Origin of the sequence: Chryseobacterium soli, assembly GCF_000737705.1 — a bacterium.
Taxonomy (GTDB): Bacteria; Bacteroidota; Bacteroidia; order Flavobacteriales; family Weeksellaceae; genus Chryseobacterium; species Chryseobacterium soli.
The window spans coordinates 106,269-126,035 of record NZ_JPRH01000003.1; the positions used below are offsets into that span (position 1 = coordinate 106,269).

The window sequence follows — 19,767 nt, forward strand, 5'->3', positions numbered from 1 at the left end:
ATGAATAATAAAAAATTTTGTTGCGAACGATTATCAGGAGCATATAGTGTTGGAAATGGATTTGGTCTTAATTTTAGAGTACTTAAATTTTCTGAAAAATTATTTAATCAATTGAAAGTAATCGATCCCTTAATATTTGATAAAGGATATGTTTTGACATCAGGCTATGTTAATACTATTAATGATGAAAAAACAATGAGCTTATTTATAAATAATTGTCCTTTTTGTGGTCAAAAATTGAGTGATTTTTATAAATCAGATGAGTATGTTCAAGAAATTATTGAATCATAACATTAGTAAATAATTGCTTGCCTGTTACTAGATGATTATATATAGTGTAACAGATAAGAAAAAACCTTGCAACTGCAAGGTTTGGATATCCTAATTTCAATCTCCTCGTTGTACGATTGCATCGTGTGGTGAAGTGATAACATCAAAACCACCGCTCAATAGCAGTGGTTTTGTATTTAAAAGCTATATATTTATTTTGAAACAATAATTATATTTACAACTATAAAGATCACTTGGGCAATGTCAGATTAAGCTTCGGAAGAAACAGTGCAGGTACCCTCGAGATCACAGATTATTATTGTTTATACCACAAATGATACAAATGAGAGATAAAATATAAAGATGAAAAAATGTATTTATTTATTATCGCTGATTTTATGCTTTAGCTGTAATCCTTTCTGTAAGGAGTATCAAAAAATTAATAAAGAAAGTTTAAAAAATAATTTATATGATGAGCAATTGAGAGCTACAAAAGCTATTCTTTCCAAGGAAAAAAATCCGATTATTTTAATTATTTCATGGAAAAAAAACATTTTAGTAAAAGATGGAGCTCTTTATTATTCAGCATTAATATATAACCCCTTGAATAAGGCTAAGAGAGCAATAATGACTACTGAAAAAAAGCCTAAGCAGATAATAACATCGGATGATTTGTCAAATGTAAATTTTAGAGAATTAAATTATATATTAGATAATTATTTGCAAGGAAAAGAGGATTATTTATTGTCTTTAGAAGATTCATTTAGTGGAGCAGAAAGTAGTTATCCATATTATATTTATGATTTTGTGAAGAATAAAAAATTGAAAATAAAATCATTTGCTTTTGATGTAAAAGGAAATATAATTCAGTAAATATAGTTTGTTTGCTCGTATCAATATAAGTAAAGTTAAAACCATGAAAATATCTATTCCTGGTTTCTTATTTTCTGAAGCAAAGATTTTTTCTAGTATCCCTCAAAAAAAGTATCCTAAGAATGATTTCGTTTAACCCGATTTTTAATCAGTGCTAACAGCATTATCCCAATAGGAATCCCAAATAAAATCCCCTTAACAGAATCTGATATTCCGATCCGTTGAGATAGGAGAAAAGCACACGAACTTAAAGAGAGTCCTATAGAAAGTAAGATCATCTGTTTTTTCGATGGATTTTTCATATTTAGTTCATTTCAATAAAGTAAATGTACGAAAACCTACTGCGAGGAATAGAATATTTTCTACATTATTATCACAACAAATTAATCCGTTATCAGGGAAATACTTAGCTTTTAGCTCGGTTATAGATATTTTGTTTGTTATATTTGTTAGACAATCACCACACAAAATCCTATCACCATGAAAAAGTTCTTTTTAGCCGTTCTGGGTATTCTTATTATTCTGATAGCTGCCTTGCTGATCAAAACCTTTACTTACCCTTTCAAAAAAAATAAGGTTGCAAATTCTGAAGCTTGGAAACCGGTAAAAAATGATTCCGCGGTCATGAGACTGTCAAATGGAATCAAAATTCCTACGGTTTCTACAGGAAGCCTGGGAGAATTTAATTACAGTCCTTTTGATCAGTTTAAAGAATATTTAAAAGCTTCTTATCCCGAGGTATACCAGAATACCGAAAATTATGAAGTTAATAAATACGGTCTCGTGTTTAGGTTAAAAGGAAAAAGAACAGACCTCGAACCTATCTTATTTCTGTCCCATATCGATGTAGTACCTCCCGGAGAAGCAGATGTCAAAGATACCACGGAAAATATTTTCAGACCCGATGATAAGCCGCTGCCACCGGTAACAAAAGTGTCGGAAGACTGGGATTTTGCCCCTTTTTCAGGGACGGTTGCCAACGGAAGGATTTACGGTAGGGGAGCAATCGATATGAAAGGAATGCTGTTCTCGCTGATGGAATCAATGAAAGATCTTATCAGGAATCAGCATATGCCACAACGTGATATTTATCTTGCTTTCGGGTTTGATGAAGAAGTAGGAGGTAAAAACGGAGCCAAAATGATTGCAGAAGATTTTAAAAAGAAAGGACTTACGTTCGACGCAGTATATGATGAAGGCGGACTCATCTTGCGAAAAGGAAATATAGCAGGAATCGATTCCGATGTTGCAGCAGTAGGCTGTGCCGAAAAAGGATTCCTCTCTGCGAAGATCAAAGTTAAAGGGCTGGGCGGACATTCTTCAATGCCTCCGATGGAAAGTGCCATAGGAAAAGCAGCGGTTATCATGCAGCGGCTGGAAGATCATCAGATGAAGCCTGTTATTACTCCATTGATCAAGGATTTCTTTAACAATATCGGTGGATCAATGCCGTTCACCAGCAGGCTTGCCATTTCAAACCAATGGCTGCTGAAGCCCCTCCTGATTTCCCAGCTGACCAAAAATAACACCACCAATGCATTGGTGCGCACTACCACAGCGTTAACCATGATGAAAGGCAGCGACGGAACCAACGTCCTTTCTCCCGAAGTTGAATTTGTGGTTAATTTCAGGCTTCTTCCCGGAAATTCCGTTAAAGATGTCAGAGAACATATTGCCAAGGCAACCAAAGGATTTGACGTTGAGGTAGAAGAAATCGACAATACAAGAGAAGCGTCTGCAGTATCACCCACCAATACCAAAGCCTATCAGCTGATAGAAGCAGGGGTTAAACAGATTAATCCCGGGACTATTGTAACCCCATATCTGACAATGGCCGGAACAGATGCTTATAAATACCAGATTGTGAGTAAAAATATTTACCGATTCATGCCTATCAAAATCAACAGCGCCGAACAGCAAAGCATCCACAGCACCAACGAATACATCAGCATCGAAAATTATCTGAAAATGATTCATTACTTTGGGTACATTATGAAGAATTATGATAAGTAGCATTTTTAGTTGATGGTTGATGGTTTTTAGAGTGGGATTTTAGTCTGTAAGTAAGATAGAAGATGGAGTAAAATGATCAATCATCAATTATATCAGAGATAAATTTTTGCACCTTAAAAACATCCGCATTATAAACTCTTGCGTCTTTGCGCTAAAAACAAAAATCTTTTAATGCTTTAATTTTTTAATTTTTAAATCTAAATATAACACGTCAAGTTTTGTCGCATTACAGCAATAGCTTTGCTTCAATCAAAATACAGAGCTATGGAATTGCCGTTTTACTTAAGTTATAAAGAATTTGAAAGCCATTATTACGATAATCTTGAACAATGGTTTGAGGAATATCATAATACCAGCGAGATAGATTATCTGAAAGCGCTTGCAGACTTATACAGTCCCTATCTGTATTATAATTTTGCAAAAGATGGACTTCAGGCGGACGCTTCCATAGAGATCAAGGATTGCTTTTTCCCATATTACGACAGGATGGGCATCTCTTTCTGTACAAGCTGTGGAAACGGAAAACAATCCAGGAATATAAAAAACATGAACCATATGTTCGAATGGAAGACCGTGACGATGATGGAGTATGCCCAGCATATTTTGGATAAGGTTAATAGATTTTTTTCAAAATACGGGATGGCGAAAGAAAATGAAAATATTCTGGACTACATTAATAATGATGCGGTAATCAGCCCGAGAGAAGGAGCGGGGTACTGTATTAATTACACACAGCATCAGGCCGTAGTTCCATTTTTGAAAGCCTATCTCCCATGCTATGGACAGACCATAGATATTGCAGTATACCGGGATTTTATCTTCTCTGTGGTACAGATTGCAGCTCTTATCGATCACAAATTAAAAGAAGTTCAGAATTTTGAACATTCCATTCATGCAAAGTTAAGATCAGAAGCGAAATTCAAAGTACAGATGAGCCATCAGTTTCTGACCATCTGCAATTAAATTATACACCAAACATTCATTTTTAATTATATTGTCGGAAAATCGTTAAAAGTTTTCCAAAGAAAAATCCTGATCAAAGCGGTCAGGATTTTTTACCTTGAATTAGAATCAGTACTGTTTCTTTTTATAGGGCAGGTTCCAAACCAGGTCTGCCGCCAGATAATGGACGCCTCCCTTGGTAATACTGTTGCTGTTTCTGATCAGATCATTTACATAACCGATATCCACAGTAAAAGGGGAATTGGGAATATTGACCATATAATAAACACCAAGACGCAACTCCCTGTATCCAAAAGTAGTCCATTGAGGTTCCGGCTCGTGAAGATAACTGATGGAAAACAATCCTTCTGCACTTACAGCCAATTTCTGATTGTTTTTGGCTGATAGATTATAGGTAAGCTGAGTTTTAAGACGGGTCCTTAACTGAAAATTTTCTTCAACAGGATGGAAATCAGGATCAAAAAACTTCCTGAATTCCTGCCTGATGGTATTCTTCAGTTTCCACTTTTTTCCGAGTGTAACAGTATAAGCATATCTTCCGTACAATCTGATCTCCTGCTCCAGGCCTTCTTTTTCATAGGGCGCTGCATCTTCATACACCGGTTGGCGGCGGTAGCTGATGGCATAGCTGTACTGCTGATGAGGTGCAAAGGAATGATAGACTTCATGATTAAGTACAAAAATTGCCTGTTTAGAAAATAAATTATCATTGTCAGGACTGCTTTTCCGTCCCAGAGCGATATAGCTTAAAGACTGTTTTTTTCCTAAAGAATCGAGCTGCCTTTTTATTCCGAATGCCGTCCAAAAAGCGGCGTTAGCTTCTCCTAAACCTGGCGGGCTGATCTGTGCTTGTACAGAATTTCCCGTTAAGCATAATAACAATATCCCAACAACAGCTTTTTCTATCCTGAATATCTTACAGAACCTCTTGAGCAGGCTCTTTAATATTTGCAGAAGTATAAGATTCGTCCTAACAATACGTGATGGATGGAATTGATAATTTGTCATAGCGAAATGTAGATACTTTATTGAGTAAATGATTGTTTAAATGTTTTCAATACTATTGAAAAACATGACAAATTAACCGGGAGATTTAGGAATATTTTAGGAACGAAAAAGCCTGCTGATTTTTCAGCAGGCTGTAATAAATTCATATGTACAAAGAGGAAGGGTTAAATAAAGCATCTATTATTTTAACATTTTCCTACTGATCTGACTAATACTATTTTGAATACGCTATGTCTCCACACTCTCATAATGAAGACATAGACACCCCAAACAAATGTCCAATTAAGGCCGTAACACCCATTGCAACCGTTCCCCAGAAACAAATTCTCAAAACAGCAATACTCATTTTTGATCCACCTGTCCTTGCTGAGATTGCTCCTAAAATCATCAGAAAAATAATTGAAAATCCATATTGGAAATAAACCATTTGGTTAATCGGAGCTAAAAGTGAGACCGTAAAAGGCAATAATGCACCCAAAGCAAATGAACCGAATGATGCTATTGCAGCCTGTAAAGGTTTTGCCTGAGTGATTTCGTTGATTCCCAATTCGTCGTGAGCGTGAGCCGCCAAAGCATCGTGATTTGTTAATTCGGTTGCAACTTGTAAAGCGGTTTCTTTGCTAACACCACGTTTTTCATAGATCTTTGCAAGTTCTCTTAATTCTACTTCCGGCATTTCTTCAAGTTCACGCTTTTCTCTCAAAAGATCAGCTTTTTCCGTATCTTCCTGTGAACTTACCGAAACATACTCGCCCGCTGCCATAGACATTGCTCCTGCGATCATTCCGGCAAGTGCTGCGAGAATGATGGTATTTCTATCGGGACTTGCTGCCGCTACACCAATTACAATACTTGTAGTAGACAATAAACCGTCATTTGCTCCTAAAACTGCTGCACGGAGCCATCCGACCCTGTTTACATAATGTTTCTCTAACTGATGATGCATAATTTTTAGTTTTTAAAATTTTGACTTGCCCATTATATTGACAAGTAAAAATTACATTGATTTTATTTGAATCTTAGATTCAAGGAAATAATATCAGACTTCATTCCGACGGACTTCGTGTAATGACCATATCGAATTTCGATCATATTAAGACACTGTATTCCGAATAGGCCATTCTTTGGATTGATTCGGATTCCGGCTCCGTAAAAATGACTGTTAAATTTCGATAAGTCATAGTTACTGGTATAGAAATCATCAAAAGCTGTATGCTCCTGGTAAGGTGCGAAATATTTCGCAGAAGTCTGAGAATAATATCTATAAAACGGACTTACAGAAACAAAAGGTGAAATTTTCACAGGAGTTTCCAGACTGAATGTGTTTGATCGTAAGCCCCAATCATCGGTATAATAACGATAATAGGCTCTTAGAATCACTTTGTCTCCAAGAAAGTAATTAGCCCTTAATCCCAAAGGAATTTTAAATCGTTTATCCGGCAAAGTTTCCTGGTGAACCGAGTTATCGTTAAAATAAACTCTATGGAATGGTAAACTTAAATACCCTGTTTGCTGAACGCCGTCTGCCAAAAGTTCAACTTGAAAATTTTGATTGATAATCTGCGAATAAGACAAAGACAGAGCATATGTATTTCTACCACTTGTTCCGTAATTGTCGTGTTCGCCACCAGTACTTCCATTTGGTCTCAGTTCGATAGGAGTGATGAGTTTTACCTGATCGAGGTAAGCTTGGAACTTTGCCGTAAATTCACCCATTTTGTTGGCTGTTTTTTGTGAAAAACCAATATTAGCCCCAATCGATTGGTAATCAAATTCTGTAGAATAAGAAACACCGGCCATTAATGTTGTCCCCTTACTTTCATTTTCTCTGCTCCAGCTTAATGCAGGATAAATTCTGGTATCAGCGTGAGAAGCTGATGAATTGGCTTTCAAGTCAATCATATCAGAAGAAGCAGATGTATAATGATCAATACCTACACTGAATCCGAATTTATTTTTTCTCTCTTTCTTGTCATATTTTACCATTGTCACATCAATAGTATTGGAAATATCTGTAAGTTTCTCAGTTCCTATTCCTCCGGTTACCGCAGAATTATTTCCATCCTGTTTATAGTAGCTCGAAACTAAATTAGCTTCATCCAAAGTAAGTTTTTTCGGCTGTTCGCTGCTTGTGTTTTCTTGCGCTTGTGCATTGAAAATTCCGAAAAGAGCAATGATACTTATTATAATTTTTTTCATTTTAAATCACTATTAAATTGTACGATTACTCTTTTTTAATTACACCCACAGCCGCCTCCAACTTTACCGGCATTGGCTCCTGAAGCACCTTCTCTATAAGATTGAAAATTTAATTCTGTCTTTTCAATCGTTCGGTTTCCGAGAACCATTTCTGCATCATTTAATTTATTTTTTTCGTATTCTTTTACTGTTGTACAGGATTGTATTGAAGCAATTATTAGGAAAAAACAAATTATTGTTTTTATTTTTATGAAATTTTTCATTTTAAATTAATGTTTTGAGATGAATAAATTTTGTCCTGATCATCGATGATGATGCAATCCAGATGATTGATCTGATTCACCATATGCAGGGCAGCATCAATTCCCATAATACTTATAGGCGTTGCCATTGCATCTGCAATTTCTGCGTTCGGACAAAAAACTGTAACACTTTTTACACCCGAAACAGGCATTCCGGTTTTCGGGTTGATGGTATGAGAATATTTTTTACCGTTAATGACTACATATTTTTCATAATTTCCTGAAGTTGCCACGGCCATATCCGTAATGTTCATGTAAGAAAATGGCTGTTTGGAATTATCTGGATCAGCTATTCCGACAGTCCATGATTTTCCGTTTGCCTGGTTTCCCCAGGTCGTTAAATCTCCTGAAGCATTTACAATTCCTGAAACCACTCCATGATTCTGAAGTAGATGTTTTGCCATTTCCGCAGCGTAACCTTTTCCAATTCCTCCAAAACCGATACGCATCCCTTTTTCCTTTAAGAAAACAGTTTGATTTTCCCGGTCAAGAAGAATGTTTTGATAGTTAACTAATTTCAGATGTTCTTTAATTGATTGAGGATCAGGGAGCTGTTCCATATTGTGATCGAAGTTCCAGAAACTTTTATCAATTCCGCCATAGGAAATGTCAAAATATCCGTCTGTAATCTTACTGATTTTCAAACTTCTTTCAATCAGTTCAAATATTTCCCAATCAACTTTTACAGGCTGTATCCCTGAATTTTTGTTGATGAGATTGGTCTGGCTTTCATCATTGAACGTAGTCAGAAGTTTTTCGATTCTTCGGATCTCTTCAATAGCAGCATTGATGTGGCTGTTGGCTATCTTTTCATCATCACTTACAACGGTAATTTCAAAAGCATTCCCCATTAACCTTTGAGGTCTTTTGAATTCTCTTAACATACTTTACGGTTTTTGATTGTCTTTGATTTCTCTGATTTCCTTACTGAAAGCCAAAGCATTTTCAGATGGCAAACCTTCCCAGCTTTTCAGTATTTTGCCTTCCGAATTCAGTAAAAGCGTGTAGGGAAATAATCCCTTTTGGTTGTACTTATCGGCAAGAGAAGCATTTTCTTTTTTCAGTTCAGGAGAAAGCTGGTTCTTTTTATTTCTTGGAAAATCTGCGTTAATATAAACGATGACATTTTCTGTTTCCAGCTTTTTAAATTCATCTGTTTCAATGATATTTTTATGAAGTTTAATACACGGAATGCACCAATCTGAACCTGAAAAGTTGAGTAAAATAAGTTCTTTGTTTTCGGATGATTGTTTTTTTGCATTCTCGAAACGGTTTTGAGCCTGAATGGCAACAGCGAATACAACCATTAATATGGCTGAAAATATTGTTTTCATTATTTTGAAATTAATGATAAATAAAAATTATTAATGATATTGAATTACAGGCTGTAATCAATAATTGTCGAATAAGTTATACAAAAGTAAACCTAGGAGGTTCCTATACAGAACTTAGAAATCCTTTATAGTAAAGATCCTCATCTTTTGAGGGGATTTTATGGAAAGTTAATGAATTGAAATTCGATGTCACAAGTTCAAAACTAAATCCCTGATTAATCGTAAAAATCAAAGTTAAAAGAGCAGAATGAATGATAAACGGTAGTTTCTGATCCTTTCCGTAATCTCCATCTTTAATCGGATGATCATAATGGGTTTTCAGAAATGCGGTAAGTGTCATTTCCGGATTTAATTTCTTATGTTCTATGTAATGCTCAATCAGTTCCGGAATTTTTAGAAGCTGATACAGTTCGGTTGTAGAAACCAAATATAGCATCAATAAAAATATGGAAACAAACTTTTTCACTAATCAAAACTATGAAATGTTTCATTAAGAATGATTTTAAATAAGTGCTATAAAATTAAAATATTATTAAAATATAAAATTGGTAATTTCCACTGTGTATATTATTAGAAAATATGGATAAAGTTCACCTTTGAATGAAGACTGTAAGCTCTGGGGAAAAATCTATAAATAAAAAAACCTGTTGATGATCAACAGGTCATAATGAATGCTTGCAGAGAGGAAGGGATTCGAACCCTCGATACAGTTACCCGTATACTACCTTTCCAGGGTAGCTCCTTCAACCACTCGGACACCTCTCTATTTGAGATTGCAAAAATACAGTATTTTCTGGAACCTGCAAATTATTAATGCAATTAGTCGGTAATTTCTCCACAAAGACTTTTTGCAAAATTATCTGCAAAAGTTCCCGGGTAGCTGGGATTGTCTATCAAGTGCATTGCTTTAGTGATAGCACTTTCTGCGGTAATATCCCTTCCGCTGATCGCACCTATCCTTGAAAATATATTGCTGTTTTCGTATTTTCCAAATGAAATACCGCCTGATATGCATTGACTTACCACTACAATTTCAGTTCCATTATCACGGATTTCCTGAAGGGCTTCCTGAGCTTTTTCACTGCTGAAAATAGTTCCGGAACCAAAAACCTGAAGAATCAAGACCTTCATTTTAGGAATTTCTTTAAAGTGATTCAGATGCATTCCCGGAAAAATCCTCCAGAAAAGAATATCTTCAGAAATATGTTCATCTACATGAAAGTCTACATTCGGGTCACATCGGTAAAGATTATCTTTGATGATATTTAAATGAACACCGGATTGCCCCAGGATAGGGTAGTTTGGACTTGAATAGGCATCAAAATACTCCGCTGAATACTTTAATGTTCTGTTTCCTCTTAATAATTTATATTCAAAATAGATGGCTACTTCCTGAATAATGGCTTCATCATTTTCGTACAGACTGGCATAATACAGACTGGTAAGAAGATTTTCTTTAGCATCCGTTCTTAAGTCTCCGATGGGAAGCTGCGAACCTGTTAAGATCACTGGTTTTCTCAATCCTTTTAACATGAAACTTAATGCTGAAGCAGTATAAGACATCGTATCCGTCCCGTGAAGGATTAGAAAACCGTCATACGTCTCATAATTTTTAAGAATATAATTGGCGATAATTTTCCATTCTTCAGGTCCCATATCCGAAGAGTCTAGCGGTTTGGCGAAAGGATGCACAAAGACTTCACATTCCATCAGTTTCATCTCGGGCATCTTCTCAAAAATATTTCCAAAATCAAATGCACGCAGGCTTCCGGTTTCATAATCTTTCTCCATCCCGATGGTTCCTCCGGTGTAGATAAGCAGGACTTTTCGTTTCATGTATACTTTTTATTAAGAATTTGAACCCGTTTCAGGTTCATACCTCAAAATTACGTTAATTTGCAAAGATTTGAAAATGAATGAAAGATTTAGCACAAACTTTTGAGTATTTAAAGCAGTTTTTAACAGACGAAAGGGTAACGAAAATAGAACATTTCTCTTTGGAAAGTTCAGATTTCGTACTTCCGGTGATGGAAGATATCTTTCAGTTCAGAAATGCTGCGGCCATTGTAAGGTCGGTGGAAGCCTGCGGTTTCCACAAAGTAGTTGCGCTGGAGGAAGAGAATATCTTTAATCCCAATCTTACCGTAACAAAAGGAGCTGAAACATGGGTTGAGGTAGAAAGAATGCCGAAAAATATGGCTTCTTTAAAGAGTATTAAAGAAAGAGGGTATAAAATTCTTGCCGTTTCTCCCGAAAAAAATGCAGTGATGATTCCGGATTATACAATCACTGAACCTATAGCCTTAGTATTTGGAACCGAACTGGAAGGGGTTTCAGAAGAAGTCATTGATTTTGCTGATGAAACGCTGGCCATTCCGATGTATGGGCTGACGAAAAGTTTTAATGTTTCCGTGGCTGCAGGAATATGCATGTACGAATTGAAACAGAAACTGATCAATTCAGGAATTGATTATAAATTAAGTGAAGAAAAACGTCTGAAAATGCAGATTCGCTGGGCCGTGAATTCAATGCGGAGCGGACCACAGATTTTTGAAAAATATATGAGAGATCACAATATTCAGATATAAAAAGAATATAAGTCTGATTTTAATACTTTTCAGCCATTGCAGCAAAAGTCATTGGCTGAAAAAAATTAATTAGGAAGAAAGGTCTAACTTCTCACATCATATTAAAATAATTCCACGCAGCCACAAATACGCCTGCGGTTTCCGTTCTCAACCTTTGATTGCCCAGCGAAACAGCTTTTACGTTACTGTCGGATAGAAATTGAATTTCTTTTCCAGAAAAATCTCCTTCAGGACCAATTAAAAAAGTAATCTGTTCCAATGAAGGGATATCTTTAAGTTCTGTTCTTTCCAGATTTTCATGACAATGGGCCACGAAAGTATGTTCAGGGTCAATATTCTTTAAGAAGTCAGCAAGTTTTATCGTATCATGAATGACAGGGAAATGAAACCGCAAACTTTGTTTAGAGGCGGCAACAGCCTGTTTTCTGATCTTTTCAATATTAATATTTTTACGTTCTGTTTTTTCAGTCTGTAAAATAGTGATTTCAGAAATCCCCATTTCAACAGCTTTTTCAACGAAAAATTCGATACGGTCGATGTTTTTTGTCGGAGCAATAGCGATATGCAGCTTCGGATCAAAATCCGGCAGTGCCGTTTTAATTTCCGAAACCTCTATTTCTGCCTTCTTACCACCGATCATCAATGTACCGGAAGCAAGGTTTCCCTTTCCGTCCGTTACATGAATTTCCTCTCCATTTTTCATACGGAGAACTTTTACAATGTGCTGTTGTTCCTCGTCATTAATTATTACTTCTCCGTTATTGATTTCGCCAAAAAAAAGTTTCATATATTGATATTTAGAAGCTGCCTGAATTGTATTGATAAATGATTATTAAAAGCTAATTTCATTCTCGCTTAAAAATGCCATGCCGGTTTTTATCGTAGTATAAATATCACCTTCACAATCTCTATATGAACATGCGTAAATTTCTTCAATCCACTTATTATTCATAAAAATCAAATTCAAATATTCGTTTTTTCTTAAATTATTTTTGATGGATAAATAGTCTCCTTCTTTGGGCTCGTAAGTAAAACTAAATACATTTTCTGAATTTATTTTCTCTACGATCTCTTCCTTTATATTTTGAACATATCCAATTTCTGAACATATCATTAAATAATCTTCCTCTTCAGATTTTTCTGTCACTGCATTTTTTCCTATAACAGTTTCTAAAACCCAATAATATTTTGAATTCTTTTTAGATTGCGTTCCAAGTATTTTTTCTTCCAGTAATATTTTCATAAATCGTATTTTGAAGTGGCAGTAGTTCTCAAATCGGTAAATTCTCCTCTCTGAAATTTTAATTGTGCTACCATTGCGATCATCGCAGCATTATCGGTAGTATATTCAAACTTTGGAATGTAAATATTCCATCCTAATTTTTCGTGGTTATCCTGCATGGCCTGTCTTAATGCAGAATTAGCAGAAACTCCTCCTGCAATGGCGACTTCTTTTACCTCTAAATCTTTTGCTGCTTTTTCAAGCTTGGCCATAAGAATTTCGATAATAGTCCTTTGTACAGAGGCACACAGGTCATTCAGGTTTTCTTTGATAAAATCAGGATTCTTTTTGACTTCTTTTTGAATGAAATATAAAACCGAAGTTTTGATTCCACTGAAAGAGTAATTGTACTCCTCCAGCCTGGGCTTATTAAACGTAAAAGCATTAGGATTCCCTTCCTTCGCAAGTCTGTCGATGATAGGGCCTGCAGGATAATCGAGGTCAAATATTTTTCCAATTTTATCAAAAGCTTCTCCGGCGGCATCATCCGTAGTTTTTCCTATGATTTCCATGTCAAAATAGTCCTTTACTAGGACAATCATGGTGTGTCCGCCGCTTACCGTAAGGCATAAAAAAGGAAATGCAGGCGGCATAGGATTTGCATCGTCAATGAAATGGGCTAAAATGTGGGCCTGGAGATGATTAACTTCTATCAGTGGGACATCAAGACTCATTGCCAAAGACTTAGCAAATGAAGTTCCGACAAGAAGTGAACCTAAAAGTCCGGGTCCGCGTGTAAATCCTATAGCAGAGATAGCATTTTGTTGTATATTTGCTTTAGTTAGAGATTTTTCAACAACGGGAATGATGTTTTGCTGATGCGCGCGTGATGCCAGTTCGGGAACCACACCGCCATATTCTTTATGAATGGCTTGATTCGCAGCAATATTCGATAGAATAGAATTTCCCTTGATGATAGCTGCTGATGTATCGTCGCAAGACGATTCAATACCTAAAATTATAGAGTCGCTCATAATAATGGCAAAGTTAGAGAATAATAACGAGAATGAGAACAAAAAATCGGTAGCTGAAAACTTAGGAGATCAGGTACAGAAGACTGTTGAAAATGTTGAAGGAAAAGTAAAGGAAACAGTTAAAGAAGCGTCTGAACTAGCGTCAGATGCCATTCATCATCCCGTAGAAACCGCTGAAGAGTTTGGCAAACAGGCCGTAAAAGATGTCACCAGCTATACTTGGTGGGCAAGGCTTCTTTTGATTCTTTTTTGGTTGGTTGTAGGCCTTGCAGCACTGATTATCATCATCGTAAACCTTCCTGTGACCAAACAATGGGCTGCCGATCAGGCACTTCAGCTTGTCAATAGAGATTTTAAAGCCGGAATGTCTACCGAAAGTGTAGAAGTGGATTATTTTGGAGACGTTACCATAAAAGGACTAAGAATAAAAGATTATAAAGGCCTGGAATTTATTAAAGCAAGAGAGTTTCGTGCCAATTCAGACTGGATGTCGCTTGCGGTCAATGCTATTTCCGGAAACAGTAATGCGTTAAGTTTTAATTCTCTTACTCTGGTAAACGCTGATGTGAAGGTTATTACTTATAAGGGCGACAGCATTTCCAATTTTGTACGTTTTACGGAATTATTCGACAGTGGTAAAAAAAGAGATCCCAGCAAACCACCTTTCCAGCTTAATTCACGGGTACAGATCATCGATTCTAAAGTTTCCATTATTAACCAAAACTCTCCCGGAGAACCAGGAAAATGGCTGACAGCAACAAAATTTAACCTGAAAGCTCCGAAAGTTAAAGTAAACGGACCCAATGTTTTTGCATTGGTCAATAATATGTCTTTTGTAACTTCCCGATGGGGGAAATCTCACTTTGTAGATACTTTTTCTACAGAGTTGTCCCTAACTCAGGATTTTCTTTCATTAAAAGATCTTACCTTAAATACAGACCATTCTTTATTGCAGGGAAATATTAAATTCAAACTGAATAAAGGATCCTGGGCAGGTTTTGCAGACCGGGTTCGTTGGGATATGGATATTCAGCAGGGAAGCCAGCTCAGCGGGTATGACATCAGTTATTTTGTGACCAACTGGGACAATTTTAAACCATTCAACCTGGCAGGAAAGATGACGGGACCATTGAATAAGTTTCATCTGGAGAATTTTCTGATCAGCAATCCTGATGTGAATATTGCCACCAAAACAATGACCGTCAATAATCTTCTGAAAGGACATTTTTTTATCGAAACGAAAGACCTGTCAACAGATTTTACCTATAAAGATCTAAAAGCAATGATGCCTTCATTTATTTCTAAAAAGATGAAGAATTTTGCGGATGATTTTGGGAAATTAAAATATAACGGCGCTGCCAGAGTAACCCCTGAAGAAGTATATGTTCCGAGCGGAAATTTAATGACTGGAATTGGGCAGGCTAAAATTACAAAGCTTTCTCTGACCGCTTACAGTACTCCAATGCCAAAATATTCAGGATATCTTGAAGTAAAAGATCTGAATACCTCGGTAATTACTAAAAATAAATCAGTAGGTCTTATTTCCGGTAAATTCGATATCAATGGACAAAGCTTTGATGTCAATACAATGAAGCTGAGCACAAAATCTCAGATTTCAAGTATTGAGATCATGGATAAGAATATCAGTAATGTATATTTGGATGGATTACTGGATCATAAAAAATACAATGGGCTCATTACAATTAATGATGACCAGGCGAAAGCTTCTATAAAAGGATTAATCGATTTCAGTACACCAAGAGTGGCAATGGATGTAAATGCAGATGTGACCTATCTCAACATGAATTATTTTACCGGCAAGCCCGGAAATCAAATCGTGAGTGGAACAGTTAACGGGAAAATGTCCATGACTTCTATTAACGACCTTACCCTTGATGTAGAAGCCAATAATCTGAATTTTGCAACAGCAACTCAAAAATACATCATTCCTAATGCAAAAGTTAAAACCTTTATTGAATCTGGAGGTCGTGTGATCGATGTAGATGCACCGGGCGCAGCGAACGGTAAGATTTCCGGAAGATACAATCTTGCAGACCTGATGGGAATGGTAGAAAACGGAGTGGGAAAAATATTAGTAGGTCCGCCGCCAAGAAAATTATACAGAGGTCAGAATTTTACTATGAATTTTGATGTGCAGCAGGGGTTGGTTAACTACTTTTTGCCGGATCTGAAGCTTCCTGAAGGAGCTGTAGTGGACGGGGCATACGACGGAAATACCAATAACCTGATCCTGAACCTTGATGCGGCATCCCTGAAGTATATCATGACGAAACAGGAAGAGATTACGGATGCAGATAAGGCACTCGCAGCATCCAACCCTGAGTATAAAATTAATGACAGGAATACCATCAGCAGAGACAGTGCTATGATCGACAGTGTTAAGGTAAGGATTAATACCGCCAATCTTGATGAGCAGGTATATGCAAAGATCAGCAGACTTGAGTACAATAAAAATATTATCAAAGATTTTATCTTAAAAGGGACCAATGAAAACGGCACTGCTTTACATCTGGCCACTACTTTTAAACATGGTAATGCGGATGATGAGCAAAATGAAAAACTTAAGGAATATGCCATCAATGTCGATCAGTCGACGAATGCAGCTGGAGATTATGTATTTAAATTTGAACCTACTGAAGTTAAATTTAATAACGTTACCTGGGCAATAGATACCAGTCCTACGCTTAATCATTCCATCACCTACAGAAAAAATACCAGCGATTTTGATATCAGGAATTTGAGAATTTATTCCGATTCAAGTGCGCTGTTTATCAAAGAAGCTCAGTTTAAGTCTGCTAAAGAATTTTATGTAGATGCCGATATTACTGATTTTGCCGTTGAAAAACTTCTTGAAATGCAGTCCGGAGGAAATGCCATGAGCATAAAAGGGCTTGCCAACGGAACTGTAAAGATCAAAATGGATAAAAATACCCTTCAGCCGCTTGTAGATCTTACGGTGGATGACATCATGATGAACGGAAATGATATGGGTGATCTTACTATCTCTGCTACCAACGGCTTTTCACTCAATGTATATGATGTAGATGTAAAAGTGACTTCTGCCGGTGTTCTGGGAAATAACAATTTGAATTTAACCGGTACAGTAAACAATAACACCAGTTCTCCAACGATTGATCTGACCGCTGAAATGCGTGATTTTGACATCTCTTTTGCCCAACAGTTCGTTCAGTCTGTTTTTGGGAATTTAAGAGGAAAAGCAACCGGTGATCTTAAAATTAATGGTAAGCTTAATAATCTTGACTATAGCGGAGATATTGCTTTAAAAGGTTTTGGATTGAAACTTCTGTTTACCGGAGTAGATTACTCATTTGATGATACAGTAATTCCGCTTTCAAAAGGTCTTGCGATTCTTAACGATATTGAAGTGCATGACGGAAGATCAAACTCTAAAGGAACGGTTTCCGGTTTGATTCGTTTTGAAACACTTTCTTCCATGGGGGTTGAACTCATAATGAGAACTGATAACCTATTGGTATTGAATACCACTCAGAAAGATTATGATCTTTTCTGGGGAAGAGTGTATGGACAGGGAGATCTGTATGTCTCCGGACCGGTTTCCGGCCTGAGTCTGTCGACGCCGAATATGAAGGCGCTTACCGGAAGTACATTTACTTTCAACTCAAGTTCTACCTCCAATGTGGAAGAATTTAAAATGCTGAGGTTCCTGAAAGAAGGGAAAGACGGATTAATTACACTGGAGGAAAAGAAAAAGTCAGGGGCCAATATGCATATTGATTTCAATCTTGATGTAGACAAAGGAACTACCGTAAATGTGCTTGTTGGTGATGATGTAGGAAATATTACGGTAAAAGGAATTGCCAACAACCTGAGGTTCCAGATGAGCAGACAGGGAAATATCGCCATGAATGGTACTTACAAGGTTGATAACGGAACATTTGTTTCTAAAGCGATCCTTAATAAAACCTTCCAGATAGAAAAGAACAGCAGTATCCGTTGGGATGGAGATGCGATGAAGCCGGCACTGGATATTACAGCCAATTACGTGAGAATGGTTTCCAATGCAGGAGAATACCTGAGTATGGGGAAACTACAGCCTATCAGCGTTCTGTTACAGGCCAATATTACCCAGTCCCTGATCAATCCTAAAGTAGACCTTAACGTTACGGCATTGGATGTATCCAGTCAGGTAAAAGAGACGTTAGCGGCAAAAATGAGCCAGGAAGGAGAGAAGGTTCTTCAGTTCGGTTCTATATTATTATTAAATACTTTTAATGTTTCCAACACGGGTGGCGTAGATTTTGATGTAGCTGGTGTTGCTGAGTCTTCCGGATATAATATGTTGCTGAAACAACTGGGTTCTGTGTTGAATACCATGAGTAATGAATTTCAGATCGACTTAAATTATGTAAAAGGAGACCAGTATTCCAATACCGGAGATCGGGCCAATGCCGGAGTAAGTGTTGCGGTTTCGCCAAGGGTCAATATTAAGACCGGTTTAGGAATTCCGTTAAATAAAACAGAGGGTACACAGGCTAATTATCTCTCCGGAGAGGGATCTATTGAGTATGATGTCTCTAAAAAGAATGACGGAAGTTTGCTTTTAAGAGGCTATTCCAAACCTACCAATATTGGTATGGTAAGTACAAATGGATCTGCTAATCAAGCGTATGGTGGGGGTGTTGTGTGGAGTAAAAGCTTCAATTCTCTATTTAAAAAGAAGAGAAAAGATAAAAAAGAGCCTGTACCTAAAACAGAAATAAAAACGGATTCTACAAAATCCATAGGTAAATAATTAGAATATTTTAATGATCTTTATCATATGTGTTAATTATTGTTAATATTTAAGATAATTTTTTTACTTAAATTATTTTTTATAAATTTGCAAAAAATACATGGATTTTTTAAAGAAATTGTAATTTAACTAATATGAACTATCAACTGGACGAAATAGACAAGAAAATTCTTGATTTCTTAGTAGAAAACACAAGAATGCCTTTTACTGAAATTGCAAAACAAATGGATGTTTCTGCAGGAACAATTCACGTAAGAGTGAAAAAAATGGAGGATGCAGGTATTATTTTGGGATCATCCCTTAATATCGATTATGGTAAGTTAGACTATCACTTTACAGCATTTATTGGAATTCTTTTAACAAAATCAAACCGTACGCAGGAGGTTTTAAAAGAATTAACAAGTATTCCAAATGTAATCGAAGCGAGCGTTATTTCCGGAAAATATAATATTTTCTGTAAAGTAAGAGCTAAGAATACTGAAGATGCAAAAAGAATTATCTATCAAATAGACGACATTCAGGACGTAATGAGAACTGAGAGTATGATCTCTATGGAAGAATTCTTAAGTGATAAAAATAGGTTGATCAACGCTATTTCTATCTAATCAAATTTTAAACGAATAATTATAAAAGAACTTATGAAATCTCTCATAAGTTCTTTATTTTTGTACCTATGGAAGAATACAGTTATTTTGACGAAGATCCGAAGAAAGGGTGGGGCTTTGTTTTAGCATTTGCCGCTTTGATGTTGTTTACGGCCATGGGATTGGGGATCGATGGAGATGAATATTTACAGCATGAATTCCTTAACATTCCAAAATGGTATTTCTATGTGATCTTTTCAGTCGATGCATTAATGATGATCAGTCTTGTATTAATGTTTTTTTACAGAAAAGTGGGGATCTTTATGTTTCCTGTTCTGTTGGTCCTGCATTTCTTTATGCATAATTATTATTTATCCACATTTTTATATACCGATGTTACCAATCTTTTCCTTTTCACAGGATTTGGGATGCTGGCAATTATTCCAAAGTGGAAGTTCTTTAAATAATAAAAAGTTTTAACTAAATCATTTTTAATAAAAAAATCAACGACTAAGGGAAGGCGGACTACAAAAGAGAAGAATGTTCTGCTGCCATATGGTAATGACGATAGAGAAATAACCA

At 36.3% G+C, this 19,767-nt stretch carries 19 protein-coding genes and 1 tRNA gene; 8 read left to right on the forward strand and 12 right to left on the reverse strand.

Annotated features, from left to right (window positions below; genetic code table 11):
* The 4 genes from IW15_RS07845 (at nt 1) to IW15_RS07860 (ending at nt 4,119) form a co-directional block, all read left to right on the forward strand.
* Nucleotides 1-291, forward strand: a complete 291-nt coding sequence (locus IW15_RS07845; protein WP_034710445.1) for a hypothetical protein — start codon at nt 1-3, stop codon at nt 289-291.
* Nucleotides 292-633: 342 nt separating this feature from the next.
* Nucleotides 634-1,143: a hypothetical protein gene (locus tag IW15_RS07850; protein WP_034710447.1), complete on the forward strand. Its 510-nt coding sequence runs from the start codon at nt 634-636 to the stop codon at nt 1,141-1,143.
* 480 nt (nt 1,144-1,623) lie between these two features.
* Nucleotides 1,624-3,156 carry a M20/M25/M40 family metallo-hydrolase gene (locus IW15_RS07855; protein ID WP_034710449.1) on the forward strand — a complete coding sequence of 511 codons (1,533 nt, stop codon included), beginning with the start codon at nt 1,624-1,626 and terminating at the stop codon, nt 3,154-3,156.
* Nucleotides 3,157-3,420: 264 nt separating this feature from the next.
* Nucleotides 3,421-4,119: a hypothetical protein gene (locus IW15_RS07860; protein ID WP_034710451.1), complete on the forward strand. Its 699-nt coding sequence runs from the start codon at nt 3,421-3,423 to the stop codon at nt 4,117-4,119.
* 108 nt (nt 4,120-4,227) lie between these two features.
* Here IW15_RS07860 and IW15_RS07865 read toward each other — a convergent pair whose 3' ends face one another.
* From IW15_RS07865 to IW15_RS07905, 9 genes are all read right to left on the reverse strand, one after another.
* Nucleotides 4,228-5,001, reverse strand: a complete 774-nt coding sequence (locus IW15_RS07865) for a DUF2490 domain-containing protein (protein ID WP_051881853.1) — start codon at nt 4,999-5,001, stop codon at nt 4,228-4,230.
* Nucleotides 5,002-5,371: 370 nt separating this feature from the next.
* Nucleotides 5,372-6,073 carry a VIT1/CCC1 transporter family protein gene (locus IW15_RS07870; RefSeq protein ID WP_034710453.1) on the reverse strand — a complete coding sequence of 234 codons (702 nt, stop codon included), beginning with the start codon at nt 6,071-6,073 and terminating at the stop codon, nt 5,372-5,374.
* Nucleotides 6,074-6,135: 62 nt separating this feature from the next.
* A complete protein-coding gene (locus IW15_RS07875; RefSeq protein ID WP_034710454.1) occupies nt 6,136-7,326 on the reverse strand; it encodes a DUF3570 domain-containing protein in 1,191 nt (396 codons plus the stop codon).
* Nucleotides 7,327-7,361: 35 nt separating this feature from the next.
* The gene (locus IW15_RS07880) at nt 7,362-7,589 is read right to left on the reverse strand and encodes a DUF4266 domain-containing protein (RefSeq protein WP_034710456.1); all 228 of its coding nucleotides are present in this window, start codon (nt 7,587-7,589) and stop codon (nt 7,362-7,364) included.
* A complete protein-coding gene (locus IW15_RS07885) occupies nt 7,586-8,512 on the reverse strand; it encodes an FAD:protein FMN transferase (RefSeq protein ID WP_034710458.1) in 927 nt (308 codons plus the stop codon). Before IW15_RS07885 ends, IW15_RS07880 begins: the two co-directional genes overlap by 4 nt.
* A gap of 3 nt (nt 8,513-8,515) precedes the next feature.
* A complete protein-coding gene (locus IW15_RS07890) occupies nt 8,516-8,962 on the reverse strand; it encodes a thioredoxin family protein (protein ID WP_034710460.1) in 447 nt (148 codons plus the stop codon).
* 103 nt (nt 8,963-9,065) lie between these two features.
* On the reverse strand, nt 9,066-9,428 hold the full coding sequence (locus tag IW15_RS07895) for a hypothetical protein (protein ID WP_034710462.1): 363 nt from the start codon (nt 9,426-9,428) through the stop codon (nt 9,066-9,068).
* 212 nt (nt 9,429-9,640) lie between these two features.
* Nucleotides 9,641-9,727 (reverse strand) — tRNA-Ser (locus IW15_RS07900).
* Nucleotides 9,728-9,781: 54 nt separating this feature from the next.
* Nucleotides 9,782-10,798 carry an asparaginase gene (locus IW15_RS07905; RefSeq protein ID WP_034710464.1) on the reverse strand — a complete coding sequence of 339 codons (1,017 nt, stop codon included), beginning with the start codon at nt 10,796-10,798 and terminating at the stop codon, nt 9,782-9,784.
* Nucleotides 10,799-10,878: 80 nt separating this feature from the next.
* Here IW15_RS07905 and IW15_RS07910 point away from each other — a divergent pair, with 80 nt between their 5' ends.
* Nucleotides 10,879-11,550 carry a TrmH family RNA methyltransferase gene (locus IW15_RS07910; protein ID WP_034710466.1) on the forward strand — a complete coding sequence of 224 codons (672 nt, stop codon included), beginning with the start codon at nt 10,879-10,881 and terminating at the stop codon, nt 11,548-11,550.
* A 91-nt stretch (nt 11,551-11,641) separates the two neighbouring features.
* Here IW15_RS07910 and IW15_RS07915 read toward each other — a convergent pair whose 3' ends face one another.
* Genes IW15_RS07915 through tsaD form a run of 3 tightly spaced genes read right to left on the reverse strand, consistent with a single transcriptional unit; the run spans nt 11,642 to nt 13,806 of the window.
* Entirely contained in the window at nt 11,642-12,337 is a 696-nt protein-coding gene (locus tag IW15_RS07915; protein ID WP_034710468.1) for an RsmE family RNA methyltransferase, read from the reverse strand.
* A gap of 45 nt (nt 12,338-12,382) precedes the next feature.
* Entirely contained in the window at nt 12,383-12,793 is a 411-nt protein-coding gene (locus IW15_RS07920; RefSeq protein WP_034710471.1) for a hypothetical protein, read from the reverse strand.
* The gene (gene tsaD, locus IW15_RS07925) at nt 12,790-13,806 is read right to left on the reverse strand and encodes a tRNA (adenosine(37)-N6)-threonylcarbamoyltransferase complex transferase subunit TsaD (protein ID WP_034710473.1); all 1,017 of its coding nucleotides are present in this window, start codon (nt 13,804-13,806) and stop codon (nt 12,790-12,792) included. Before tsaD ends, IW15_RS07920 begins: the two co-directional genes overlap by 4 nt.
* Nucleotides 13,807-13,810: 4 nt before the next feature.
* On the opposite strand from tsaD, the gene IW15_RS07930 reads away from it, so the two are divergent.
* The 3 genes from IW15_RS07930 to IW15_RS07940 all read left to right on the forward strand — a co-directional run bounded on the left by IW15_RS07930 (nt 13,811) and on the right by IW15_RS07940 (nt 19,652).
* Nucleotides 13,811-18,601, forward strand: a complete 4,791-nt coding sequence (locus IW15_RS07930) for a translocation/assembly module TamB domain-containing protein (RefSeq protein WP_034710475.1) — start codon at nt 13,811-13,813, stop codon at nt 18,599-18,601.
* A gap of 134 nt (nt 18,602-18,735) precedes the next feature.
* Nucleotides 18,736-19,206, forward strand: a complete 471-nt coding sequence (locus IW15_RS07935; protein ID WP_034710477.1) for an Lrp/AsnC family transcriptional regulator — start codon at nt 18,736-18,738, stop codon at nt 19,204-19,206.
* Between the two features lie 68 nt (nt 19,207-19,274).
* Nucleotides 19,275-19,652: a hypothetical protein gene (locus IW15_RS07940; RefSeq protein ID WP_034710479.1), complete on the forward strand. Its 378-nt coding sequence runs from the start codon at nt 19,275-19,277 to the stop codon at nt 19,650-19,652.
* Nucleotides 19,653-19,767 lie beyond the last annotated feature (115 nt).